Origin of the sequence: Kallipyga gabonensis (genome assembly GCF_001286805.1) — a bacterium.
GTDB classification, from domain to species: Bacteria; Bacillota; Clostridia; order Tissierellales; family Peptoniphilaceae; genus Kallipyga; species Kallipyga gabonensis.
In genome coordinates this window covers 943,460-963,677 of record NZ_CXYV01000002.1, presented here as the reverse complement: position 1 = coordinate 963,677, position 20,218 = coordinate 943,460, and the positions used below count along the sequence as shown (strand labels likewise).

Sequence of the window (20,218 nt, the reverse complement as noted above, 5' to 3'; positions counted from 1 at the left end):
AGGCAATCTGATCGTTGTATTTTTCTGTGAGGAGGAAAAGATGAAATCGAAAATTGAAATTCAATATCAAGGACACAATGCCCTGGATAACGACCTCATTACCCAAGCCAAAGACTACTGGAAACAAGCCGGAAGAAAAATCGGTGAAATCAAGACGCTCGACATCTATGTCAAGCCGGAAGAATTCTGTGCTTACTATTCCATCAATAACGATGAGCAAAAGGGGCGGATTGAGTTTTAAGCCCAAGGGTAATAATACGAAGTGAGCCGACCTGGTTTACCAGGCCGGTTCTTTTACTCTATATCCTATTTAAGCACGGAGGACAGATGACACTATTTGATGCACTGATAAATGAAGGGGTGGACCGGAATCTTTTAGATCGGGTCCAAACCTTTACTGACGACTATCCCTTAGCAGAGGAGGACCGGGTCAGGTGGTACCGGCCGGAATTCTTTTACTTTGGCAAGAAGGTCTGGGAGGATGCTATTGCCGGACTTCTGGCCGGTGAAAACCTCCTATTGACCGGGCCAAAAGCAACAGGGAAAAACGTTCTGGCGGAGAATTTAGCCTATTTATTTTCCCGTCCGGCTTGGACGGTCAACTTCCACATCAATACCGATGCCAACTCCCTCATTGGAACGGATACCTTCAAAAATGGCGAAGTCCAGTACCGGAAGGGGCCCATCCTGGAATGTGCCCTCCACGGTGGTTTTGGTATTTTAGATGAAATCAATATGGCAAGAAATGATGCAGTTGCCGTCCTCCACCAGGCCCTGGATTACCGCCGATCGATCGACCTCCCGGGCTATGAACGCTTTGACCTCCGTCCGGAAACCCGGTTCATTGCTACGATGAACTATGGCTATATCGGAACCAGGGAACTGAATGAAGCCTTAGCTTCCCGCTTCCTCATCATCCAGGTTCCGCCGATCACCAACGACGAACTCAAGGCTCTTTTAGCCGATATTTATCCCGACCTGAAGGAAAAGTGGATGGATCAGTTGGCCGGTCTCTTCCATGACCTGGTCATAAAGAGTGAGAATGCGGAGATTTCTTCCAAACCGGTTGACCTCCGAGGGCTTCTTGCTTCTATAAAGCTGATGAAATTAGGCCTTCCCCCTTATCGAGCTTTGGAGATGGGCCTGGTCAACAAGTCCTTTGATCCCTTTGAAAAAGACCTGGTTCGCGATACTATTGCCCTTCGAATCCCAAAGAACCTAAGCGGAAGTGACCTCTTTGCCTAAAGTGAAATAGCGAACTTGATCATAAGAAGAAAGGAGGTAGGATGTCCCGTAACGATCAAAAAAAGAGGAAAGAGTCGTCGGCTGATGATGACCGGATCCGCAGGGCCCTTAATGTCCAATGGAATCTGGCTGAAAACTATACCCGATCTCTACCCCGCCGAGTGCAGAAAATCTTTGACCGGGATCGGTCCCTGTCTCCTGAAGACCACTTTTTCTACCTGAACGGCCTTTTAGGAATCCTTCAAGCCCAACACGATGTCGACCGCCTGTCCGCTTATGTCTCCTATCTCTTAGAGGAAGTGTCTGAAGGGGGCGTCTTTGTCCGTATGATGGCCTATCCCCTGGAAAAAGGAGCCGGAGAAAAGCTGATTTCCTTAAGACCCGTATTTGAAAGCTACCGCAAGCACTATTGGAGGGACCGGCTTGATCAGTTCCAACGGATTGCCCCGGCTGATGAGATTGAGTTCTTGGATATGGCCCATGGCCAGCGGGCCCTTGGACAGGTTCCCAAGATCAGCCCCCTTACCCTCCGTCTCCTGGATGACCTGGAGGCCCTTTCCGGCCTTCCTACGCCGGATTTTATCGAAGGAATGCAGAAGGTCCTGAAAACCAACTTCCATTTCAATCCCAGCCTCCGCCAAAAGGAAAAGCTCAAGGAGAAAGTCCTTACTCATAAAAAAAACGCCTATAAACGGGAATCCCTGGACTTCATCACCGATGAAGAAGTTTTTCAGGAAATGAATGTGGTCTCTGCGGAATTCAATGAGAATATCTTCCTGGATAAATCCGACAAATCCTATGCTTCTGAAGAGAACTCCTCAGCCTCCGTCCAGCCCAAAAGCCAGGTTCGCCAGTTTATGGAGAAAAATTATGGCCCCCCTCTCTTAAGCCCAAGGGAGGAAGCCTTTCTCCGGAGGGAAGCTGCCCAGGGCATCCATAAGGATGAACACTTTCTGATGACTCGAGGTTTTTCTTTTGACCCCAAGGAGATCCAAGAGGCTCTGGACCAAATGGACGACAATCCGAAAATGGAAGAATCTCTATATTGGCATCCTGAGCTCTACCAAGAAGGAGGGGAAGACCTCCCCTATCGTCAGCGGCTCATGCGTAGGGCAAGGATTGATAATGAAGCCTATGTTCGGGATAACCACCGGAAGATCCACCGGGCGGTCACTGTTCTGACTGAAAAATTGCGGTCGGCGGTTAAGGATGAAATTGCCCAGGGAACCGTATATGAGGACCATGGACGTCTGGACGGTGCTGTTGTTTGGAAGACCCCGGTCCTTTCAAAAAATAAAGTCTTTTTCAATCCCAGCCAGGATGAGCCCGGTGAGTTGGTCGTGGACATCCTTCTGGATTCCTCAGCTTCCCAGCTGGACCGGAAGGAAAGAGTGGCTACCCAGGCCTACATCCTGGTCCAGGCCCTTCAAAGAGTGAACATCCCCTTCCGAGTGACCTCCTTTCAAAGTCAACAGGGCTACACCATTCTCAAACTTTTCCACGGCTACGGAGAAAAAGGCGACCCCCACGACGTCCTCTCCTACTTCCCTGATGCCGCCAACCGCGATGGCTTTGCCCTCCGCCTGGTCAAAGCGGGGATGAAGAGAAAGGGACACGCCAAAAATGTCCTCATTGTCCTATCCGATGGCAAGCCGCTGGACCAGCGGGTGGGAATCAATATCCACTCCTTTGACCCGCAAAAATCCTATAAGGAAGAGCGGGCCATCCAAGATACGGCAGAGCAGGTTCGTTTAATTCGTGCGGATCAAGTGGCTGTCTTCGGCCTTTTTACCGGCGTAGAAGAAGACCTGCCTGCTGCCAAAAAGATTTATGGCCATGGCCTGGCCTATATCAAAGATATTGACCGCTTTGCCGAAATCGTCGCCGGCCTCCTCCAGGATCAGATCCGGGAGCTCCGGTAAACGAAACCCGGTTCCATTCATGCGAGATCCTCACAAAAAAAGGCTATGCCGGTAGGTGAAAATCCTTCCGGCATAGCCCTTTTTATTCGTTACGCTTCTGCAAGTAAACTTAAGCTTCAGCCTTCCATAAACCGTGCTTGTTGCAGAATTCATAGGCAACAACCGGACCATCCTGAACCAGGAAGTCTGCCTTGGGCTCTTGACCCGGCTGGAGGGTCTGAAGCTGGACCATTTCTCCTTGAACCACAGCGATGAATTCAATGTAGTGATCCTCTTCCATGGGATGAAGGGTGGAACCGACTTCAACATGAACCTTGTTGCCGTCACGGCTAATCACAGGAACGTGCTTTTCCTGAGCAGCGTCGGTGGTGTTAGCCTTGAGTTCGACCATATCTTGTCCACAGCAAACGGGATTGCACTTGGCATCATTTACTTTTACGACTAAAGAACCGCATTTTTCACAATGAAAGAATTTAATCATTTTTTCCTCCTCTATTTGGATAGCATTCAAAGCAATGACTTTTGCTTTCTGTATCTTTTTACCCATATTCCCCCTCTCTACTCCTTTAATCTCAGAAAAGGGTATTTCCCTTTGTTCATTTTCATAGTATAATAAAAAAAAGAATAATTGTTCTTTTTTAGGAGGGCTTCACAGCGAGAAAGTGATTCCTTGATTCCCGGAGAGGAGAAATGATGACGAAGGCAGAAGAACGGAGAAAAAAAGTTTTCCAATATATTGCCCAATACCTGGAAGAAAATGGCTATCCGCCTTCCTACCGGGAAATAGGGAGTGCTGTCGGCATTCCCTCCACTTCCACGGTTTCCGCAGATGTTCATGAACTCATCAAAAAAAGAATCCTCTCTATGGACCAAAGCTCTTACCGGTCCCTCCAAATTGTCCGAGTTCCCGAAGGTATGGAATCTAAACAGGAAGAACCGCCTGTCCACATCCGGGATGACGTTTATGATATTCCCGTTTTTGGTCCGGTCGCAGCCGGGGCTCCCATCTATGCTGACGATCACATCGAAGATTCTATCCCCCTACCCTCTGCCTTCTTTCATAATGACGGAGCGGATTATTTTATCCTGGAGATTCACGGAGAATCCATGATCGAAGCCGGTATCTATGACGGTGACCATGTCATCATTCGAAGACAGGATACCGCCCGAAACGGTCAGCAAGTCGTTGCTCTCATCGAAGATTCAGCCACGGTCAAAACTTTCTACCAACATAAGGACTATGTCGAGCTCCGACCGGAGAATGCTTCTATGGACCCCATTCTTGTCAAAGACTGCCGGATCCTGGGGATAGTATCCGGTCTTTACCGCCTCTACTGATTTTTTACAAAAAGAGGGTGTCGGAAAACATCCGACACCCTCTTTTTGTATTCTATTTTTCCCTTTTTTCCGCAAGGTAGTGGCTTGCCCCATCGAGAAGATAAAGGGATCCGGCGACAAGGATGGGTCGGTGGGGATTGTCTGCCAGAGATTGGACGATGGCCTCCCCAACTTCCCTAACCCGGTCCTCATCACTCACCTCTTCCACATCCACTGGATAAGTGGCATCGACAAAAGAGAAGATTTCCTCCCTCTTTTCCTCCGATACCTTGTCATCATGAGTACCATAGATCAGGGCGGGTGCCCCCCACTTTCCTCCCTTGGTCAGGCCTAACCAAGTCAGGTTGTCCATCAAAAGAGAGATAGCCTGGTCATTATGGGCCCCGTCAATAAGGATAAAGGGATCACGGCTTAAAAGCTCCAAACGACCCGGCAAGTAGACCTTGGACAGACTCTGGGAAATGGTCTTCTTTATCCAATCCCGTTCCTTAGAAAGAAAGAGGGCGTGGAGATTGGCAAATTCCTTCCGATCAGGGTCCATAAGGACTTCCATAGCGGAGAGGACTGAGCCCATATTCTGGACCTGATGAAGCCCCACCATGCAGGACCGGTAGGACCCGGACAGCCAGCCGTGGTCATAGTCGAAAGTCATGGTCCATAGGGTGGAGTCCGATTCATCGGCTTGTCCTCCCTTTTTCAAATTTTCCCCTGTCTCACCTTCTTGTCGGAGTTCCACCTTAGCCTTCTTCACCCAGGCCGGATCAAAAAAGAGAACCGGGCTCCCCGCCTTTCGGGCCAGGTCTTCAATCACCTCCCGGGCCTCCGGAGTCTGGTTGGTGGAGAGGAGGGTCTTGCCGGGAATGACGGCTGAGGCCTTCTGGAAGGCGATGTCCTCAAGACGGTTGCCCAAAACATTGGTATGGTCCAGGGACATGGTGGTGAGCAGGACGGCCTCGAAGGGGAGGATATTGGTGACATCTTCAAGAGCCCCGATCCCTGCCTCAATGACAGCGATCTTGAGGTCCTTAAAGGCCACCATGGCCTCAACGAAGGAATGGATAAAGTAGGAAAGAGAAGGAAGATTCCGGTCCTGTTCAACCCGGTCCAACTGGTCTTGGATCATTTCCAGGTGCTTGTCATCAATAGGCCGGTTTCCCATCATGATCCGCTCGTTGTATTTGTGGATATGGGGGGAAAGGAAGTGACCAACCTTCAGGCCCGTTAAATCTCCCAGACTCCTGGCCAAGGCCCGTCCCGTTGAGCCCTTTCCATTGGTCCCTACAATGTAAAGAAAAAGAGGCCCCCGCTCCGGATGTCCCAGAGCGGAGAGCCATTGATCCACTTCCCTTTGTTTTTCGTTCCAGTTCTTTGGATCTCTCATGGTTTATTCAACCTATCTACTCTCGCAACAGCTAGAAGAGGCCCTTGATCGTACCGTCTTCATCCACATCCATCCGGAGGGCGGCAGGTTCCTTCCCCAGACCGGGCATAGTCATGACAGCACCGGTCAGCATGACGATAAAGCCGGCTCCGGCCGACAGGCGGACCTCACGAATGGTGATCTTGAAGTCTTCCGGTGCATTGAGTTTACCCTGATCATCAGAGAAAGAATACTGGGTCTTCGCTACACAAATGGGTAAATTCCCATAGCCCTCCTTCTCCAACTTTTTGATCTTCCGGTTAGCTTCCTTGGTATAAATGACACCGGATGCCCGGTAAATCTTCTTGGCGATGGCTTCCATCTTTTCCTTAATCGGCTGGTCGAGTTCATAAGCAAAGGAGAAATCTTCGCTGGGCTGGTCGGCTACTTGAACCACTTTTTGAGCTAAATCCATGCAGCCTTCGCCGCCCTTTTCCCAACCTTCAGAAAGAGCATAGGAAACGCCCTTTTCATCCAGCTTATCTTCCAAAAGTGCGATTTCCTCATCAGTGTCAGTGATGAACTTATTAATGGCAACAACAACGGGAACGTGGAAGACCGTTTGGAGGTTTTCAATGTGACGGAAGAGGTTATCCAGGCCTTTTTCTTCAAAAGCCAAGAGTTCTTCTCCGGAATACTCCTCTCCCTTAACCCGTCCGCCGTGGTGGGTCAGGGCCCGGATGGTGGCGACAAGGACAACGGCATCCGGCTTCATCTGGCCGAAACGGCATTTGATGTCGATAAATTTTTCCGCACCCAGGTCAGATCCGAAGCCGGCTTCCGTGACCAGGTAATCCGCCAGCTTCCGTCCCAGCTTAGTGGCGGTCAGCGTGTTGCAACCATGGGCGATGTTGGCAAAGGGGCCGCCATGGACAAAAGCCGGGGTGTTTTCAATGGTCTGAACCAGGTTGGGATCCAGGACATCCTTCAGCAGGAGGGCCATTGCCCCCTGGGCCTGAAGGTCACCGGCAGTCACGTATTTTTTATCGTAGGATTGGCCGATCACAATCCGGCTCAAACGCTCTTTGAGGTCATCCAAATCCTGGGCCAGGCAGATGATAGCCATGATTTCGGAAGCGGCAACGATGTCGTAGTGGTCCTCGCGAGGGGTTCCTTGGCTGGCTCCGCCCAGACCGACTACGATGTTCCGAAGTGCCCGGTCGTTCATATCTATGCAGCGTTTCCAGGTAATCCGGGTAGGATCAATGCCCAGGGCGTTTCCCTGGTGGATATGGTTATCAATCAGAGCAGCTAAGAGGTTGTTTGCTGCGGCAATAGCATGAAAATCGCCGGTGAAATGGAGGTTGATATCCTCCATGGGGACGACTTGGGAATGGCCGCCGCCGGCTGCTCCGCCTTTAATGCCGAAAATGGGGCCTAAGGAGGGCTCACGAAGGGCTAACATGGCCTTCTTGCCGATTTTTGAGAGTCCATCGGCTAAACCGACGGAAACGGTCGTTTTGCCTTCCCCGTAGGGGGTGGGATGGAGAGCGGTGACCAGGACCATCTTCCCGTCTTTCCGATCTGCCCAGTCTTTCAAAAGCTGGTGGGATACCTTTGCCTTATCGCGACCATAGGGGTTCAGTGATTGTTCCGGGATTCCGAGACCATCTGCGATCTCCTGGATGGGCAGGCTTTTCGCCTCCTGGGCAAGCTCAATATCCGTTTTCATGTTGTCTCCTTTCAGGATTCTTCCTCTTGACCGTCCTGGTCAATGTCTTCGTTGATGGAAAGAAGGGTTCTCTTCCATACCGGGGGAAAGCCCATCCAGTCCGGATGAAAGTTCGGATAGGACCGGAAGAGCTTGTCAAAATGCTCAATTAGGGGACGAGCTTTTCGCCAATGGAGGAGGTGACACATGGCTACAACATTGGAAAAAAGCGTCTGAGAATCAACTTCAAAACCGGGATTATCCTCTTCCAGCCGTTTCCTGTCTTCCTCTAAAATAATGCAAGGATCCGGAAAAGACCGGTTGGATAAACGTCCGTGATGGGCACAGGTGTTTCGGATGAAGGTGAGTGAATGGATATAGGAGTAGAGGGCTTCCCCATCTTCCATGCCGTAAAAAGCGGCTACCCTTTCCTTCTCTTGGGGGAGAAAATTACGATAGAGTTGGGAGAGACCCCCAAAGGTCAGTAACTCAACCGCAATATAGATGGGAAAATCATCGCCATGATTTCGCTTTGCATGACTGACAAAGGGCTCATTCCCTCGCTCGGCCTCCTGGTGGACATCGTTCAAAAAGGAGGCGTGGTATTGAACATTTTCAAAATTCTCCACATCCAGATAGCCAAAATTCCCATAAGCCTCCTGGTGAACCTGGGCTAATACCATTCGAAGCTGTACCTCAATTTCCGCAAGAAAATCAAAGAGAAAATTCTTACAAAAACGGTCAGCCCGGTAAACCTGGTAGACCTCCTCAAACGTCGTACCCTCTTCATACCTTCTTTGGTTCATATGATAAAAAGGACGACCATATTCCTGGAGGTGAAAGGCAGATAGCTCCTGTAGGACTTGACGAGCAAACTCATCGTTGTTAACGACCAATCCTGCCTTCATCATCCCATATAATGCCGGATCCACGTCTAAATTTTGTCCACTTTTCTTCCTTTTTTGCATAGGTCCTCCCTTATCTTCGGTCATCTCTTTTTCCTTGGCTCAAGGTCAGTATAATGAAGACGATCTCAGCCTGTCAATTGTCGCCGTATCCATAAATTCAACAAATCCGGTGACTATCATTACTGAAGTAAGACTCAAACGATCACGAAATGTATTTACGTCCCTTTGAAGAACTCATTTTTAATGAAAGGATGAAATATGGCAAAGAAAATACAAGGAAGAAAGATTTTAGCCCTGGCCCTGGCTATGGTCATGGTCCTCCTTCCCATGGGTAAAATTGCCCGTGCTGAAAAGCTCAACCAGCCTGTTTATGCCTATGGAGAGTCCCTGACGGATAAGCAAATCAAGGAAACAGCTAAGCTACTGGGTGTTCCTGCCAATCCCGATTCCGACTTAATTACCATGAAAGTCAACATCGACGAGCTCAACGGCCTCCTCCATGACAACTATCACTACTACCAGGTTTATTCTTCCGTCTATCTGGAACCCACGGATAAGGTGGATGGTGTGGAAGTCGAGATTGCGACACCCAAGACGATTACCACCATTACCGCCAACCAATATGCCAATGCCGCCATCACTGCCGGAGCGGTTAACATGAAGATCACTGTAGCTTCTGTCAAAGCTGTTGACGGATCCGGTGCCCTGGCCGGTGTCTATAAGGCCTTTAAGGGAACCTCCGGCGAACTCAGCGAAGACAAGGTCAAAGTAGCCCAGAAGGAACTGGAAGTCACCTCCCAAATTTCCAAGGAAAATGAGAAAAAGTCCGACTTCTCCGATGACCAGTTAAATGCCGCCATTGCTGAAATCAAAGGACAAATCTCCAACTTCAAGAACGAGAACAACGGAACGATTAACGGAGATCAAATCGGTCAAATCATCAATAATGTCGTCAATAACTACAACTTAAACGGCATCCTGACCAAGGACAACATCCAAGAAATCCAGAATCTCATGGACCAGTTCTCGCAAATTGAACTTACTCAGGACCAGAAGGATGCCCTGAGCCGGTTTGGCAACAAGCTGGTCAGCGAAGGAGGCAAGCTTCTGGAGAATGTCAAATCCTCCTGGGATGACCTCTCCCCTGAAACCAAGGATGATGCGGTTGGCTTCTTCCAGTCCATCATTAACGGCATCATTCACTTCTTCCAAGGGCTCTTTTCCTAAGCATTTACAACCATTACCTCTTTTCATAAAAAAATCCTCCTCTGTTTCAGAGGGGGATTTTTTATGATCTGAATCTAGAAAATAGAGTTTTTATATTCCTTCCGATCCTTGTATTCCTGAACCTTTCCGTCATTCCAGTTCTGAACGGGCCGGTAGTAGCCGGTGATCCGGGAATAGACTTCGGTTTTTTCCCCGCATTCCGGACAGTCGAAATGCTCACCGGAGATATAACCATGGTTGGGGCAGATGGAATAAGTTGGCGAAATCGTATAGTAAGGCAGACGGAAGTTGTCGGAAATCTTCTTCACCAGGAGGGCGGCTGCCTTCCAGTTGGGGAGTTTCTCCCCAATAAAGGCATGAAAGACCGTTCCTGAAGTGTACTTGGTCTGAAGATTATCCTGGATTTCCAAAGCTTCAAAAAGATCGTCCGTTGCTCCTACCGGAAGGTGAGAGGAGTTGGTGTAGTAGGGAGTTCCTCCTTCGTTCGCTGTAATAATATCCGGGAAGGCCTCCTTATCGTGCTTGGCGAAGCGGTAGGTGGTGGACTCGGCCGGGGTGGCCTCCAGATTATAAAGGTCACCATATTCTTCCTGGTAATGGACCAGGTGGTTCCGCATGAAATCCAGCACTTCTCCAGCAAATACTTGCGTCTCGACATCCAAAAGATCTTTCCGGATCCAGGAGGCATTCAAGCCAACCTCATTCATTCCGATCAAGCCAATGGTGGAAAAGTGGTTGGCGAAGGTGCCCAGATAACGCTTGGTATAGGGGTAGAGGCCCGCTTCCAAAAGGCCAGTCACGAAGTCTCTTTTCATCTTCAAAGACCGGGCGGCAATGTCCATGAGACTTTCCAGACGCTGATAAAAATCCTGTTCGTCCCTGGCTAAATAGGCAATCCTGGGGAGATTGATGGTGACTACACCGATGGAACCGGTGGACTCCCCGGCCCCGAAGAAACCGCCGGACTTTTTCCGAAGCTCTCTCAGATCTAAGCGTAAACGACAACACATGGACCGAACGTCCGAGGGATCCATATCCGAATTGACATAGTTGGAGAAATAGGGAGTGCCGTATTTAGCCGTCATTTCAAAAAGGAGGCGGTTATTTTCGCTATCCGACCAGTCGAAATCCCTGGTGATGGAGTAGGTGGGGATGGGGTATTGGAAGCCCCGTCCCTCGGCATCTCCTTCGATCATGATTTCGATGAAGGCCTTATTGACCATATCCATCTCTGCTTGAAGATCGCCATAGGTAAAGTCCATAAACTCTCCGCCGACAATGGCCGGATCTTTTTCCAAATCCTTGGGCACGGTCCAGTCAAGCGTGATATTCGAAAAGGGTGCCTGGGTTCCCCAGCGGGATGGCGTATTAACACCATAGACAAAAGACTGGATGGACTGCTTAACCTCGTGATAAGAAAGGGAATCCACGCGAACGAAGGGAGCTAGATAGGTATCGAAAGAGGAAAACGCCTGAGCTCCGGCCCACTCATTTTGCATGATGCCCAAAAAATTGACCATCTGGTTACAAAGGGTGGAGAGGTGTTTAGCCGGAGAAGAGGAGATCTTCCCGGGTACTCCCCCCAGGCCCTCTAAAATGAGCTGACGCAGGGACCAGCCAGCACAATAGCCGGTTAACATGGAAAGATCGTGGATATGGATAGCCCCGGAACGATGAGCCTGGGCAATCTCTTCGTCATAAACCTCATTTAACCAATAATTGGCGGTCACCGTACCGGAATTGGAAAGAATCAGTCCCCCCACAGAATAGGTGACCGTAGAATTCTCTTTCACCCGCCAATCATTAATTCCTAAGTAATCTTCAACCTGCTTTTTTACATCGAGTAGGTTATTTCTATCTTTCTCTGGCATAGCTATCCCCCTTTTCTCATAAAAAACGCTACAAAAGTAGTATAGGCTGAAATAAAGGGAAAAGCAAGAGTATAGCACCATATATAGTGTCTATAATATCAACATTAATATTATTATACTATATATAGACGAGTAAAAAACTAGGGTTTTATCAATTTCTAACCTCAACCTTACCAATATGAGCGGCTAAAAGCTTCCGGTAGAGCTGGATTTTCTCCCGTCCGGGTGGGGCCAAGCTCCGATCCGGCACATGATCCGTCATCTCAAAGGCTTGGAGAAAAAGCCGGTCAGCCCCGGACAACCACTCCCCCATGGCTCGGATTCCTTCTTCGTCATGGAATTGCTCGATTACGGTGGTACGGAATTCATAATCTACCGGCCCGGACATGAGAAAACGAACGGATTCTTCAATCCCTTCCATATTGAGTTGTTTCAAACCGACTGTCTCAGCATAGCGGTTAGGGCAGTTTTTAATGTCCATGGCCACATAATCAACCAGGCCCCGGCCGACCAGGTTTTGGAGTCGGTCAGTCAGAAGGCCATTGGTATCCAGCTTTACCGCATACCCCTCCCGCTTGGCTAATCCCATCAAACTCTCCAGTTCCCGGGCCATGAGGGGTTCCCCACCGGTGAAACAAACTCCTTCCAAAAGTCCCTTTCGCTTTTTTAAGAAAGCGGCCAAATCTTCTACCGGCATCGCAGTAAGAGGGCGGCCATCAATCAGTTCCCAGTTATGACACCAGGGGCAGCGAAACTGACAGCCCGCCAAAAAGACCGTACAGGCCATTTTCCCGGGAAAATCCAACAAGGTTGTCGATTGGAAACCAACAATGGCCATTCCTATCCCCTTTCGAAAAAAATCCAGGTCCGAAAGACCGGATCCTGGATTTCATTACGAGATTTCGTGTCATTCTGAAAAATAATACCACATTTAGTGGTTGCCTGAAAGCCCTATACTATAGGTCATCTTCGCTCACTCGGTATTGAACCTCATCTTCCTGACCCGTCAGATCATCTTCAGGGTCATAGGTCCACTCCTCTTCATTAATCTTGTATTTTTTGAAATCCTCTTCGACTAAATCTTCTTGAAAAGAAGTGTCTTGGACAGGATTCCCCTGGTCCCGCCTCCAGGCCACATAACGTTTGAGCTCCAAAGATAACTTCGCAAAGGCCCAGGCAATCACTGCAAGATCATCCCCAAAGCCTAGACCGATGATAAAATCAGGGACAAGGTCAATGGGTGAAATGAGGTAAATCAATGCACCCAGGGCTAAGATCACATTCTTTTTAGACCAGCCCTTATACTTTCCAAAAACAGCATCGTGGATAAGGTCGATCATCAGGAGGACTTCCCCCTTTACCTGGCCAAGCTTCCTTTTGGAAGTAACCAAACCCAAGGCTTCCCGGGTTACCTCTTGAATCCGGGTTTTATTTTTCATGAGATAGGCGGCTCTTCGTATATATTTATTCATTTGACTCCTCACTATTTTTTTATCTTGTCTTTCCAGCTTCCATTACGGTTTGATCGTCGTCAACGAAAAGAGAAAGAACCCTCGGGGTCCCAATTCCTGCAAATCCACATAGCGGACTTGGTTGGACCAGTTATCCGCAACAAGGGCAAAGAAGAGTTTTCTTCCTCCGTTCATATAGGACCGGTAGCCCATGCAGGTCACCGTATGCTTTCGGTAGGCTCCGGCCACAAAATTCATAATAAGGGGACGGTCACCATCAATTTCTTTTCTGATCGTATCAAAAAGAGCTTCAGGCTTCTTAAATCGAAAGAGGCTCTGTGCTTTCCCCCGATAGCCGTAAGTCCTCCAGGCCCATGTGGCCAAAGAAGGGATGAAGAAGGGACTGGTCCCCATCCATGGAAAATAGTAAAAATCCGATCGAGCATGAGTCAGTAGATCCTGAAAGACCCGGTCTTCGTCCCCGGGGATCCCCGTGAACCCCCGATCCCGGTAATATTGAAATATGCCGGTCAGAGAAGCCAGGGAACAGTGATTTCTTGCCTGAAAGCGGTCCATGGACCGAATGGGAAAAGAATTCAGGACCCCCTCATGGAGAAGACGGTAGCCGGAGCCATATTTCTTCTCAATATATCCGGTCAGGTTTTGAATGACCGGCTTCCTTTTCCAGGGCAATCGAATCAAGGGCAATCTCCTTAAGTCTTTCCTCATCCATTTCTTCTTTCATCAGATCATGAATGAAAGGCATCCCCACTTGACCGCACTTTGTTATAACCTGTAAGAATGATACAACTGCCTTAGTTGTGACATCTAAGCCAGGTGGGATGATGGTATTTTATATACCCAACTCTTCTAGACTATCTTTTATGACAAGGAGTCTTCTATGACCCGGCTATTTATTCGCTCACACTCTACGAAAAAGACCTGGAAAATTTGTTGCCTTAATTGATACAGAAATACGGCGATCTAACGGGCTTTAACGAAGACAAGAAAACGGCTGAAAGCATTGAAAAATGCCCAATCCATTGAAATCAACGGATTGGGCATTTTCCTATCATGGAGAATAGGGGGATCGAACCCCTGACCTCTTGAATGCCATTCAAGCGCTCTCCCAGCTGAGCTAATTCCCCATCTATACTTATTGCCACGAATAGTGACTTGATTAGTATAGGCCATCTTCCCGGTCCTTGTCAAGGGGCAAGGCTGAGAAATCAAAGGGAATGTATCAGGATCCTCCTCCCCATCGCTAAGGGATGGGGAGGATTACCCATAACCGCCAAGAAGCCTTATTTGCCTTCGTAGGCTGCGATTTTTACGCAGAGACAGAAGAGGTCCATGGCTTTTTGAAGGTCTTCCAGAGGAGGAACGGTGATGGACAAGCGGAGGTTCCAGTCCCTGGGATCCTTATGATAGGGATAAGTTGCTCCCGGCTGAGTCAGGTGGAGGCCCGCATCCAGGCAAAGGTCATAGACTCGTCTGGCCGTTCCTTCCTTAAGATAGACAGAAAGGAAATACCCTCCCTTGGGAAGGTTCCACTTGGCTAGACCTTCTTCCTCCAATTCTTCCTTGAGGATCTTCTCTACCAGGTGGAACTTAGGCCGGATAAATTCCGCATGTTTTCGCATGAGAGCGTCTACTCCTCCCACTTGGCGGAAGAAGTTCACTTGGATCATCTGGTTAAATTTGTTAGGTCCAATGGAAGAGTTGGCAAAACAGGATCGGAACCAATCCAGCATGGGGAGGTTTCCGGCTAAAGCAGCAACTCCGGATCCCGGGAAAGACATCTTCGATGTAGAAGCCAGGGCCATAACCCGGTTGGGGTGGCCGACCTCTTCACAAAGCGAGAGAATATCCGGGATTTGAGGAAGGGCTTCCTCTTCATAGAGATAGTGAACCGCATAGGCGTTATCCCAAAGGATGAGGAAGTCATCCGCTGCCTCCATCTCGGCCAGGGCCCGACAGGTCTCTTCCGAATAGACGTAACCATCGGGGTTGGAGAACTTGGGCACGCACCAGATCCCCTTGACTGAGGGATCTTTGACTAGCTCGCGAACCTGGTCCATATCCGGCCCGTCCGGTGTCATATCCACCGTTACCAGATCAAAACCCAATTTTTCTGTCATATTAAAATGACGGTCATACCCCGGAGAAGGACAAATCCATTTTTTCCCCTTCTCCTGATTCCATGGGGCTTGACCGGGTAAGCCATAAATCAAACCGAAAGTCAAAACAGAGTTCATGACCCGGAGAGAGGAATTGCCCATGGTCATGACTTTTTCGGGATCCACCCCGATCATCTCCCCCATCAGCTTCCGCATGGCGGAAAGACCGGATAGCCCCCCGTAGTTCCGGAGGTCAATTCCCTCTTCTTCCTGAACGATACCCATGACCATGGCTTTCTCCATATACCTCTGAACCATGTCCAACTGCTTCACGGAAGGCTTTCCCCGTGTCAGATCCAGTTTGAGCCCGACCTTTTTGATGGCCTCATATTTCTCTAAATAAGCTTGCAGGTTTTCTTTTCCCATGGGATCTCCTCTTTCTTGAGCTTTTCTTTCTTTGCTGGCTTATTCCTTATCCTCTCCGGCCACCTGTACGCCTTCGATAAAGATGGCCTTGGGCGTGATGGACCGGGGACGCTGAATTGTCTCCCGGGAATAGGAAATCTTATCGGCCGACTTAAAGAGGTTGACGGAGATAGATCCGCCGGAGATATAGCTTTCCTTTCCTTCCTTGACCAGCTTGGCCAGGCGGAATTCCCCGCCGAAGTTCCCGGTTAGAGGAGAAAAATCAAAGGAAGAAAACTTGATGATCTCCAAGTGGTCTTTTTTCATCGTCTCATCCAAATCAGCAGACCCGCCCTCTACCTCAAAGGTGGAACACTTTCCCTTGTTTTCCATGCCCAAATAGTAGGAGTGGGGAGCGGAGGAAGCCAAGTTGACCACTGTCCCCTTATCTAAGAGTGGATAGGGGGTTAACAGAGTTCCATAGGAATCCACCGGAACAGCGTAGGGCGAATGTGCCAGGAAAGGATTCAGTCGAAGGCTGACCGGATCCTTTACCTCAGGACCCTTTTGGTCATGGGCAAAGGACGAACCCGGTTCTTCTTTGGATAATCCATTATAGACGCTCGTAGCGGACAAGCGGGAGGTGTACATCTGGAAGAAGTCCTCCACCTCATCACCGGTTATGACTACCCTAACATTGTCCATGGCTTGAGCCTGATCAGCCTGAGCTCTGGCCTGGGTTTCCTTCAACTGAGCATCCACAATTTCCTCGATTTTATTCGCATCCGGACCGGACAGAGTGTAGATCCGGAAAACCTCGACCGGGTCATTCTTCCCTTCCGCGTCAGTCACCAATTCAAACTGAAAAAGGTTAGCAGGATAGGCAGTGCGTAGTCCCTGGGAGGAAGCCAGACGGACCTGGACATCCTGGCAAAAAATCTCTGCAGAATTCACCTTGGCCAAACCGCCGCGGTCAGCAAAGAAGGCCTGAAAAACCTCCTCATGCTTGTGGGAGAATTCATGGATGGTCGAAGCTTGGACCATGTCGTGGCCCGGCTCTCCCCCGTTGTCAGGAAGAGGGAACCAGGGGTTTTTGATATAGGAAGCTTCTTCCCCTGCCCGAGCGATCTTGTCGACCACTTCCTCCTCACTGTCATCAGGTCCGAACTGGGCTGTAGATGAACCACGGGTCTTCGTCACCACCCCGTCCGTTTCCTCTTCATGGTCCACATAGACCGTGAGAATATATTCCCGGGTAACTGCCCGGCGGTTCATATCCAGGCGGTCCTTGATAAAGAAGAGTTCCTGAGAATCGGTGTCCTTGGACTGGAGAACCCAGTCCTGAATTTTCCCGCAGGCCAATGACCGGTCTGCTTCCTGAATAATTAAATCGAACATTAGTTGAGCCTCCCTCTGGCTTTCATATAGGCTCCGCCCATGGAAACCTTGACCCATTCCTTCCAACCTTTTCCACAGTAGCCGATGCCGTCCAGCTCCACATCATCGATAGAGGAAATCATGGAAATCGAATGGAGAAGGTCAGGCACATAGCCGGTCAGGTAAACCGGACTGACGATTTTCCCGGTTAGTCTTCCGTCCTTAATCTCCAGACCCTTGAGAGCCACGCATTGGATCCCCCAGTTCTTGGGGTCTTCCATACCGGAGGTGTAGCCTTGGAGGAAATAGCCGTGGTCGATAGAGGCGATCATGTCATCCAATCGGGCGTTCTGTCCGGGGAAGTAGGTGTTGGTCATCCGGGCATAGGCCTTGCGTTTGTAGGATTCCCGGCGGCCATTCCCTGTCGGATGGAAACCCAGCTGCAAAGCAGACAGCTCATCGCACATCCCGGAACGGAGAATACCTTGATCAATCACCGTGGTGTTGGCTGCCGGGTTTCCCTCATCATCAAAGACAAAGGAGGCTACCTGATCGACCCCTTCAGCCCCGTCCTTCATGGTCAGGATGGAAGAGCCCACCCTCTTATCGGTGAATTCATTCCCTTTTGCCCGATTTTTGACGTACATGTCCATCTCAGCACCATGGCCGAAGGCTTCATGAGCAATGAGCCCGGAGAAAGTCTGATCCGTAATAATGTCATAGACACCGGGTTCAATGGGTTCAGCATCTAAAAGACCGATAGCACTTTGAGCGGCTTTTTCGATCAAACCGGGGATTCGGTCCAGAACTTCAGAACCTGCCAGGCCGCTATAACCCGCAAAGTCCTGCTTAGATCCCTTGTCATTGGCAGCGACCGCTGCAGCCATGGCCTGGGCATAGGCGTAGGTTTGGGTCAGATCCTTGTTCTTAGACAGGAAAAGTTTATCCACCTGGGTGATAATCAGGGCTGTTGAGAGGAAGCTTAGCTCCTTATATTTTTCCAGGCCTTGGTCCAGCTCCTTACGAAGGGTTTGCAGAATCTCTTCCGCCGAATCTTCCTGGGGAAGGTTCTCCACCTCACGGACGAAGGAACCGGTCCATGCCTCATCCTGAGGTTCCTCTTCATAATCCAGGGGATCAACGCTCTGTAAAAGACCTGCCCGGTCGTTCTCAACGAGGGCCCGGGCCTTTTCAACCACTTCATCCACATCCAGGTGGTTAAAGGATAACTCAGAAAATCCCCTAGAACCCATCACACGAAGGACAAAGCCTCTTTCTGCATCCGGGCTATCTCCCAGTCGTACTTCGCTGGGAAGAACCTGATATTCCCTCCCGGTGACATCAGTCGCCAGGATAGAGACATAAGAAAAGTCCGGAGATAGGATGTCTATTATTTTTTTTAGGTCCCCTTTCACTTTCCTCAGGTAGGGGGAAGGAATTAATTTTTTCATTCCGCTTCCTTTCTATCATGTGAAACACTATTGGAGGGCTTCCCTGCAGCATGATCCTTGTTAGCTTGCGGAAATCCCACAATGATCAGGTTTATTATATCAAATGAGACCCGGATAAATGTAGAGGACGGGACAAAAAAAGGACCGGGAATAAACCCGGTCCCGGTCGAACAAAATTCTGCTTTAATAGGTTTCTTTGAAGAGCTCGAAGTAAGCCTGGGGATGGTGGCAGGAGGGGCACTTCTTCGGTGCTTCCTGACCCTTGGCGATGTATCCGCACTCATTGCACTTCCAAAGAACAACTTCATCACGCTTGAATACGCGGTCACCCTTGATGTTATCTAAGAGCTTCTGGAAGCGGATAGCATGCTTATCCTCAACCTTGGCAATCTGTCTGTACTGCTCGGCAATCTCGGAGAAGCCTTCTTCGTCAGCAACCTTTGCCATCTCAACGTACATATCGTCGGCTTCTTCTCTTTCGCCGTCGATCGCACCCTGGAGGTTCTCTTCTGTGGAGGACCAAACAACAGGATATTGGGCATCGAAAGCAATTCCTTCACCTGTAGCATAGCACTCGGGAAGGAACTTATAGAACTGAGCAGCATGCTCACGTTCATTTCTAGCGGTCTCCTCAAAAATCATGGAAATCTGAACATAACCATCTTTTTTTGCCTGCTTAGCGGCAAGAGTGTAACGCATATTTGCCTGGGACTCACCGGCAAATGCTGCCATCAGGTTTTTTGCCGTCTTACTACCTTTTAAATCAGCCATAACAACCTCCTTATTGAATACTTCACTTCATTGATCGATTCTCATCGGAAAGCCGAGGAAAATCCTAGGTCAACAACACTATTTTATCATATCAGGCATAAAAAAAAAGACATTAGAGGATAGAGGGCGGAAAGAATTCCCTGATTTGAGCCCTTGACAGGCAAAACTCCACTTCTTCCGCTATAATATAAAGGCCTTGATCATTAATAGTAAGAAGAGAAGAAAGGAGACTCTTTTGAAATTTATATCCTGGAATATTGATTCCTTAAATGCCGCCCTGACCTCGAACTCTAAACGAGCCCAACTATCCCGCTTAGTCCTTGACCGTATTGATGGGATGGATGCGGATATTATTGCCATTCAGGAGACCAAACTCTCTGTCGATGGCCCGACACAAAAGCACCTGGACATCATCAAACAAAGACTTCCTAACTATAAAATCTGTTGGCGATCCTCCACACCTCCGGCTCGAAAAGGCTATGCCGGTACCATGTTCTTATTCAAGGACATCTATACTCCCCTTGTCCGTTTTCCGGAAATTGGCGGACCCGATACCATGGACCTGGAAGGCCGGATCATTACTTTAGAATTCGAAGATTTTTTCGCCACTACCGTTTACACCCCTAATGCCGGTTCGGCTCTTTCCCGTTTACCGGAACGCCAAATCTGGGATGCGAAATACAGGGACTACCTTCGGAGCCTGGATGACAAAAAACCGGTCATCGCCATGGGGGACTTCAACGTCGCCCACAAGGAAATCGACCTGGCCAACCCGGACAGCAACCACTTCTCCGCCGGTTTCACCGATGAGGAAAGAGAGGGCTTTTCCCATATTCTGGACTCCGGCTTTACCGACTCCTTCCGCCATCTTCATGGAGATATTGAAGGGGTATACACTTGGTGGGCCCAGCGGGTTCCCACTTCAAAAATTAACAATTCCGGCTGGAGGATCGACTACTTCCTCGTCTCCGACCGCTGGGCTGACCGGATAGTGGAATCCAATATGGTGGATTCCGGTGACCGTCAGGACCACACTCCCCTGGTATTGGAAATTCAATAGA

General features: G+C 49.3%; 17 protein-coding genes, 1 tRNA gene and 1 pseudogene. 6 read left to right on the top strand and 13 right to left on the bottom strand.

The window, feature by feature from the left end; translation table 11 throughout:
* The first annotated feature begins 40 nt into the window (after window positions 1-40).
* From BN2373_RS05855 to BN2373_RS05845, 3 genes are all read left to right on the top strand, one after another.
* A complete protein-coding gene (locus BN2373_RS05855; protein WP_053943166.1) occupies window positions 41-241 on the top strand; it encodes a DUF6465 family protein in 201 nt (66 codons plus the stop codon).
* 86 nt (window positions 242-327) lie between these two features.
* The gene (locus BN2373_RS05850; protein WP_053943165.1) at window positions 328-1,245 is read left to right on the top strand and encodes an AAA family ATPase; all 918 of its coding nucleotides are present in this window, start codon (window positions 328-330) and stop codon (window positions 1,243-1,245) included.
* A gap of 41 nt (window positions 1,246-1,286) precedes the next feature.
* Window positions 1,287-3,167 carry a vWA domain-containing protein gene (locus tag BN2373_RS05845; protein WP_053943164.1) on the top strand — a complete coding sequence of 627 codons (1,881 nt, stop codon included), beginning with the start codon at window positions 1,287-1,289 and terminating at the stop codon, window positions 3,165-3,167.
* A 109-nt stretch (window positions 3,168-3,276) separates the two neighbouring features.
* Here the strand turns inward: BN2373_RS05845 and BN2373_RS05840 are convergent, their stop codons facing one another.
* Window positions 3,277-3,648, bottom strand: coding sequence for a desulfoferrodoxin family protein (locus BN2373_RS05840; RefSeq protein WP_053943526.1), 372 nt, complete (start codon window positions 3,646-3,648; stop codon window positions 3,277-3,279).
* Window positions 3,649-3,860: 212 nt separating this feature from the next.
* On the opposite strand from BN2373_RS05840, the gene lexA reads away from it, so the two are divergent.
* A complete protein-coding gene (lexA, locus tag BN2373_RS05835; protein ID WP_053943163.1) occupies window positions 3,861-4,505 on the top strand; it encodes a transcriptional repressor LexA in 645 nt (214 codons plus the stop codon).
* 52 nt (window positions 4,506-4,557) lie between these two features.
* On the opposite strand, the gene BN2373_RS05830 is transcribed toward lexA, so the two are convergent.
* The 3 genes from BN2373_RS05830 to BN2373_RS05820 are packed head-to-tail and all read right to left on the bottom strand — an operon-like array spanning window position 4,558 to window position 8,544.
* Complete coding sequence (locus BN2373_RS05830; RefSeq protein WP_053943162.1) at window positions 4,558-5,886, bottom strand: bifunctional folylpolyglutamate synthase/dihydrofolate synthase; 1,329 nt, start codon at window positions 5,884-5,886, stop codon at window positions 4,558-4,560.
* Window positions 5,887-5,917: 31 nt separating this feature from the next.
* Complete coding sequence (locus BN2373_RS05825) at window positions 5,918-7,597, bottom strand: formate--tetrahydrofolate ligase (protein ID WP_053943161.1); 1,680 nt, start codon at window positions 7,595-7,597, stop codon at window positions 5,918-5,920.
* Window positions 7,598-7,608: 11 nt separating this feature from the next.
* Complete coding sequence (locus BN2373_RS05820) at window positions 7,609-8,544, bottom strand: Abi family protein (protein WP_162200057.1); 936 nt, start codon at window positions 8,542-8,544, stop codon at window positions 7,609-7,611.
* A gap of 198 nt (window positions 8,545-8,742) precedes the next feature.
* Between BN2373_RS05820 and BN2373_RS05815 the strand changes: the two genes are divergently transcribed.
* On the top strand, window positions 8,743-9,711 hold the full coding sequence (locus tag BN2373_RS05815; protein WP_053943159.1) for a DUF1002 domain-containing protein: 969 nt from the start codon (window positions 8,743-8,745) through the stop codon (window positions 9,709-9,711).
* A gap of 74 nt (window positions 9,712-9,785) precedes the next feature.
* Here the strand turns inward: BN2373_RS05815 and BN2373_RS05810 are convergent.
* The 9 genes and pseudogenes from BN2373_RS05810 to rbr all read right to left on the bottom strand — a co-directional run.
* Window positions 9,786-11,576, bottom strand: a pseudogene (locus BN2373_RS05810) (ribonucleoside triphosphate reductase); the annotation flags it as partial.
* Between the two features lie 157 nt (window positions 11,577-11,733).
* Window positions 11,734-12,420, bottom strand: a complete 687-nt coding sequence (locus BN2373_RS05805) for an anaerobic ribonucleoside-triphosphate reductase activating protein (RefSeq protein WP_053943158.1) — start codon at window positions 12,418-12,420, stop codon at window positions 11,734-11,736.
* Between the two features lie 118 nt (window positions 12,421-12,538).
* The gene (locus BN2373_RS05800) at window positions 12,539-13,054 is read right to left on the bottom strand and encodes a YkvA family protein (protein ID WP_053943157.1); all 516 of its coding nucleotides are present in this window, start codon (window positions 13,052-13,054) and stop codon (window positions 12,539-12,541) included.
* Window positions 13,055-13,096: 42 nt separating this feature from the next.
* A complete protein-coding gene (locus BN2373_RS05795; RefSeq protein WP_162200056.1) occupies window positions 13,097-13,762 on the bottom strand; it encodes a cysteine peptidase family C39 domain-containing protein in 666 nt (221 codons plus the stop codon).
* A gap of 346 nt (window positions 13,763-14,108) precedes the next feature.
* Window positions 14,109-14,181 (bottom strand) — tRNA-Ala (locus BN2373_RS05790).
* Window positions 14,182-14,337: 156 nt separating this feature from the next.
* Complete coding sequence (locus BN2373_RS05785) at window positions 14,338-15,579, bottom strand: aspartate aminotransferase type Ic (protein WP_053943155.1); 1,242 nt, start codon at window positions 15,577-15,579, stop codon at window positions 14,338-14,340.
* Window positions 15,580-15,618: 39 nt separating this feature from the next.
* On the bottom strand, window positions 15,619-16,956 hold the full coding sequence (locus BN2373_RS05780) for a metallopeptidase TldD-related protein (RefSeq protein ID WP_053943154.1): 1,338 nt from the start codon (window positions 16,954-16,956) through the stop codon (window positions 15,619-15,621).
* On the bottom strand, window positions 16,956-18,386 hold the full coding sequence (locus BN2373_RS05775; RefSeq protein ID WP_053943153.1) for a TldD/PmbA family protein: 1,431 nt from the start codon (window positions 18,384-18,386) through the stop codon (window positions 16,956-16,958). Before BN2373_RS05775 ends, BN2373_RS05780 begins: the two co-directional genes overlap by 1 nt.
* Window positions 18,387-18,569: 183 nt before the next feature.
* Entirely contained in the window at window positions 18,570-19,157 is a 588-nt protein-coding gene (gene rbr, locus BN2373_RS05770) for a rubrerythrin (RefSeq protein WP_053943152.1), read from the bottom strand.
* A gap of 235 nt (window positions 19,158-19,392) precedes the next feature.
* Here rbr and BN2373_RS05765 point away from each other — a divergent pair, with 235 nt between their 5' ends.
* Entirely contained in the window at window positions 19,393-20,217 is an 825-nt protein-coding gene (locus BN2373_RS05765) for an exodeoxyribonuclease III (RefSeq protein ID WP_053943151.1), read from the top strand.
* The last annotated feature ends 1 nt before the right edge of the window (window position 20,218 follow it).